Genomic DNA, 5,260 nt, shown 5'->3' with positions numbered 1-5,260 from the left:
ATAGATTTTGGGACATCCCAGTCCCCAAAATCGACTCGGCCTTTGACAACCTATTTGTGCCCCAGCCGTCCTGGTCACCAAGCACTACGCAACAACTTCGCAAGCTCGTTGCTGCTCCGTGCTTGGCTCCCATATGACTGGACGCCGCGTTCGGAGGCCTGCTTTGCTTCCCCTCTGGCGCTATGCGCACGACGGGTAAGCAGTGCGGCCTCGCGGCTACTGGGGGCTACCAGCCTTCGCTTCGCTCTCCATGGCTGGCAGCGTGGGAAATGCGCGCGCAACTCAAGAGCGCCGGACAGCGCTACACCCTGGTATCGGATGCCTGGAAGCAATGGCTTTCCCAGGGGCGAAGCAGCCTGCAAAAACGCACAGGCTGCTCGAAACCCTGTGGCGTGCCGGCGAGATCAGCACCACGGATTATCTGCTGCAGGTACAACAGGCACTGGACACACAGATCGCCGGCATCGAATTGCACGGCGACTTCTGGAACGCCTGGCTGGCATGGATGAACCACTCCGCAAGCCTGGACAACTGGCTGAATACAGAAAACCAAGAGAACCCATCAAATGCATAAACCTGGCCCCGAAAAACATGTTTCATCGCTTGCAGGTTGGGCTTTAACCCGACATGTCGACCTGAAGGCCGACCTACAGGGGCAATTATGCAATGATCAGGAGAAAACAATTATGAATTCAAACAAACGCACACTGTATCTGTTCCTGCTGGCCCTGATGTACACAAGCACGGCTGCCGCCAGCGGCGATCACGGTCATGAAGCAGAGAACACCGGCATTGCCGCAACCCAACACGAAGTGCCTGCAGGGGAAAACCATGGGCACGAAGAAGCGGGTGAAAAAGATGGCCATGGTCATGAAGAAGAAGAAAATACCGTCCACCTGAATGATGAACAGCGGCGTACTGCCGGCATCATGGTGGAGACACTGGAACCCAAACCCGTTGCCGATGAAATCGAAGCACCGGGCGAAGTCACCCTCAACACCTACGCCACCAGCCAGATCACGCCCCGCATCGAGGCCCAGGTGGTCGAACGCTATGCCCGCCTTGGCGACGAGGCGAAAAAAGGTCAGCCCCTGGTGCTGCTCTCCAGCGCCACCATGGCCGAAGCACAGGGGGCCCTCCTCCTTGCCGCCAAGGAATGGCAGCGGGTGAAAAAGCTGGGTAAGAAGGTGGTCTCCGAACAACGCTACCTGGAAAGCCGCATCACCTATCAGCAGGCCTATTCCCGCTTGCTGGCCTATGGCATGACGGAAAAACAGGCCAACAGGCTGGTAAGCAATTCCGCCATCGGCAAGACAGATGGCAGCTTCACCCTGCTGTCCCCGCAAAACGGCACTGTCATCAGGGATGATTTCATCGTCGGTCAGATGGTGCAGCCCGGTGATCTGCTGTTCGAGATCACCGATGAATCCACTATCTGGGTCGAGGCACGCATCAACCCCGCTGTCATGCGGCAGGTACATATCGGCGCAACGGTCAGAATCCTTTCAGGGAACAAGTGGGTTTCGGGAAAGGTCGTGCAGATCCATCATGCCCTGGATGAAGTCACGCGTACCATGGCGGTGCGCCTGGAGATCCCCAACCCCGGCGATCATCTGCATCCCGGTCAGTTCGTGACTGCGCGCATCGAGACCGGGCAGTCGGGCAAGGCCGTCCTGTCACTGCCAACGGATGCCGTCATGCGCAGCCCTGACGGGGACTGGCAGGTTTTCGTAGAAAAGGAACCTGGCGAATACGAACCCGTGGAAGTGGAAGTCGTCAGGCAGCTCCCCGGACTGGCCATCATCGAAGGGCTGAAGCCCGGCACACGTGTCGTGACCAAAGGCGCCTTCTTCGTTCAGTCCGAGCTGTCCAAGTCCGGCTTTGCCGTACACAACCACTAAGGGGAGGATGCCATGCTCAATCGAATCATCGACTGGTCAGTGTCCAACCGCCTGCTGGTGGTGCTGGGCCTGATCGCCGTACTGGGTGCAGCAGGCATGCTGATCCCCAAACTCAATCTCGACGCCTTTCCGGATGTCACCAACGTACAGGTACAGATCAACACCGAAGCAGAAGGCCTGGCCGCGGAAGAGGTGGAACAGCTGATCACCTATCCCATCGAGGCCGTGATGTACGCCCTGCCGGATGTGGAGGAGGTACGTTCGATTTCCAAGACCGGCCTGTCCGTGATCACCGTCGTGTTCAAGGAAAGCACCGACATTTACTTCGCACGGCAGCTGGTATTCGAACGGCTGCAGGATGCCAGGGAGCAGATCCCCGAAGGCGTGGGCACCCCGGAAATGGGGCCCAACACCTCCGGCCTGGGACAGGTCTATCAGTACATCCTGCGTTCCACCGACCATGAAAAATACGACGCCATCGCCCTGCGTAGCCTCAACGACTGGGTGGTGAAACTGCTGCTCCTGCCCGTGGACGGTATCACCGAAGTGCTCTCCTACGGTGGCGAGGTCCGCCAGTACCAGGTGCAGGTCGATCCCCGCAAGCAGCTTTCCTACGGCATTCATATCGATGACATCGCACAGGCCATCGAGGACAACAACCGCAATGCCGGCGGCTGGTATCTCGACCGGGGCTCGGAACAGCTGGTCATACGTGGCGTCGGCTGGGTCAGCGCCGGTGAGAAAGGCCTGCAGGACATACGCAACATCCCCCTGAAGGAGCAGGATGGTGTGGTGGTCCATGTCGGCGATATCGCTACCGTGGCGTTCGGCGGTGAAATACGCCAGGGTGCCGTCACCATGACCCGGCGGGATGAAAACGGCAAGCCCGAACCCTTGGGCGAGGTAGTGGCAGGCATCGTGCTCAAGCGACGGGGCACCAACACCAAGGCCACCATCGATGCCGTCAAGAAGCGCCTGCCGGCCATCCAGCAGGCGCTGCCCGAAGGCGTCACCATTGAACCCTTCTACGACCAGTCCGACCTGGTGGAACAGGCGGTGGACACGGTCAGCCGCGCTCTGGGCGAAGCCTTCGTGCTCATCGTGGTGGTGCTGCTGCTGTTCCTGCTCAATATCCGCGCCACCCTGCTGGTGCTGGTATCGGTGCCCCTTTCTATCGGCCTGGCCCTCACGGCCATGAGCTACTGGGGGCTGTCCGCCAACCTCATGTCCCTGGGTGGCCTGTCCATCGCCATCGGCATGATGGTGGACGGCTCGGTGGTGATGATGGAAAACATTTTCAAGCATCTGACACGGCCGGATGAAGAACACCGGAAGAAGATAGAAACCGATGTCGCCCCGGGCGACCTTCATCCCTTCGATGCGGAGCATGACAGCCACGGCATCGCACTGCGCATACAGGAGGCAGCCCGTGAAGTCGGGCGGCCTGTGTTCTATGCGGTGATCATCATCATCGTGGTGTTTGCTCCCCTGTTTGCCCTGGAAGGTGTGGAAGGCAAACTGTTCCAGCCCATGGCCATTTCCATCGTGCTGGCCATGATCACCTCACTGGTGGTGGCACTGGTGGTTATGCCGGCTCTGGCAACCTTTTCTTTCCGCAAGGCGGTCAGGCATCGCAACAGCCCGGTATTCATTCCCATCGAATGGCTGTACAAGCGCAGCCTGCGTTTTGCCATGAAGGCAAGATGGCTGGTGGTGGCCGTTGCCCTGGTTCTGTTCGCCGGCGCCATGGTGCTGCTGCCCAAGCTTGGTACCGAGTTCGTTCCCGAACTCGAAGAAGGCACCATCAACATCCGCGCCACACTGGCGCCGTCCGCCAGCCTGAATACGGCGCTGGGTGTCGCCGCCGAGCTGGAAAAGCAACTCATGCAGTTCCCTGAAGTGACCTATGCCTCCAGCCGCGTGGGACGCGCAGAACTTGGCGGCGACCCCGAACCGGTTTCCAACGTGGAAGTCTACGTAGGGCTCAAACCTGTCAAGGAATGGACCAGCGCAAAAAACCGCTTCGAACTGCAGAAGAAGTTCGAAGCAGCGCTGTCCACCCATCCCGGACTGCTGTTCACCTTCTCCCAGCCCATCGCCACCCGTGTTGACGAACTGCTGTCCGGCGTCAAGGCGCAACTGGCGATCAAGCTGTTCGGGCCTGATCTCAAGGTTCTGGCGGAAAAAGGCAAGGCCATCGAACAGCTGGCGCGCAAGGTGGAAGGCACCCGCGATGTGGAAATGGAGCAGATCGCCGGCGAGGCGCAGCTCACCGTGCGTCCGCGCCGGGATATTCTGGCCCGCTATGGTATCCCCACCAGCCAGGTCATGGGTCTGGTGTCCAACGGCATTGGCGGGATGGAGGCCGGCCAGGTTATCCAGGGCAACGAACGCTATGATATCTATGTGCGCCTGGCAAAAGCCTACCGGCAGGACGTGGAAACCCTGCGCCAGCTGGTGCTGCAGGCGCCGGGCGGCGCCTGGGTGCGCCTGGGCGAGGTGGCGGATGTCGTTATCGAGTCCGGCCCGCCCCAGATCCGCCGCGACGACGTGCAGCGCCGCGTGGTCATCCAGTCCAACGTGGAAGGCCGGGACATGGGTGGACTGGTCACGGAGCTGCGGCAGCGCATCGCCACCGAGGTCAACCTGCCTCCCGGCTATTCCGTGGTATTCGGTGGTCAGTTCGAGAACCAGCAACGCGCCCAGCAGCGCCTGATGATCGTCGTGCCCCTGTCTCTGGGGCTGATCTTTCTGCTGCTGTATTTCGCCTTCCATTCCATCGGTCAGGCCATGCTCATCATGCTGAACGTGCCTCTCGCCCTCATCGGCGGTATTGCGGCCCTGTATTTCACAGGGCAATACCTGTCTGTGCCCGGTTCCATCGGCTTCATCGCGCTGTTCGGCGTGGCGGTGCTGAACGGCGTGGTGATGGTGAATGCCATCAACCAGAACGTCGAAGCCGGAGAAGCGATGCAGGATGCCGTCTATCAGGGCGCCCTGTCCCGCCTGCGGCCGGTGCTCATGACGGCGGCCATAGCGGCGCTGGGGCTGATTCCCATGCTGCTGTCCCATGGGGTAGGATCAGAAGTACAGCGCCCGCTGGCTACCGTGGTGGTTGGCGGTCTTGCATCGAGCACGCTCCTGACGCTCTTTGTATTGCCCGTGCTCTACAAGCTGTTTTCACGCGGTGTGCAGCAGGCATCGCGTTGAAAGAAACGTAACTACTCACCCCTAAGACTGAGTACAAGCCTGCCTCGATGGATCTAAATCGCTTTTTCATGTCTGTAGAGGCTTGACATCATAGTACGCCGAGTCTATGCTATTGACCCAACACATCGAATGGATCAACAGCCATGGGC

At 59.8% G+C, this 5,260-nt stretch carries 3 protein-coding genes; all 3 read left to right on the top strand.

What is annotated here, in order from left to right; genetic code table 11:
* On the top strand, window positions 1–621 hold a 621-nt coding region (locus ACOCD2_RS11760), incomplete at its 5' end, for a hypothetical protein (protein ID WP_294030934.1).
* A 65-nt stretch (window positions 622–686) separates the two neighbouring features.
* Entirely contained in the window at window positions 687–1,901 is a 1,215-nt protein-coding gene (locus ACOCD2_RS11755) for an efflux RND transporter periplasmic adaptor subunit (RefSeq protein ID WP_293652995.1), read from the top strand.
* Window positions 1,902–1,913: 12 nt separating this feature from the next.
* On the top strand, window positions 1,914–5,111 hold the full coding sequence (locus ACOCD2_RS11750; protein ID WP_293649032.1) for an efflux RND transporter permease subunit: 3,198 nt from the start codon (window positions 1,914–1,916) through the stop codon (window positions 5,109–5,111).
* Window positions 5,112–5,260 lie beyond the last annotated feature (149 nt).

It is taken from the genome of Thiolapillus sp. (assembly GCF_048562965.1).
Classification (GTDB): Bacteria; Pseudomonadota; Gammaproteobacteria; order Chromatiales; family Chromatiaceae; genus Thiolapillus; species Thiolapillus brandeum_A.
Note: the sequence above shows the minus strand (reverse complement) of the source record. Positions and strands in the feature narration are given on the sequence as shown.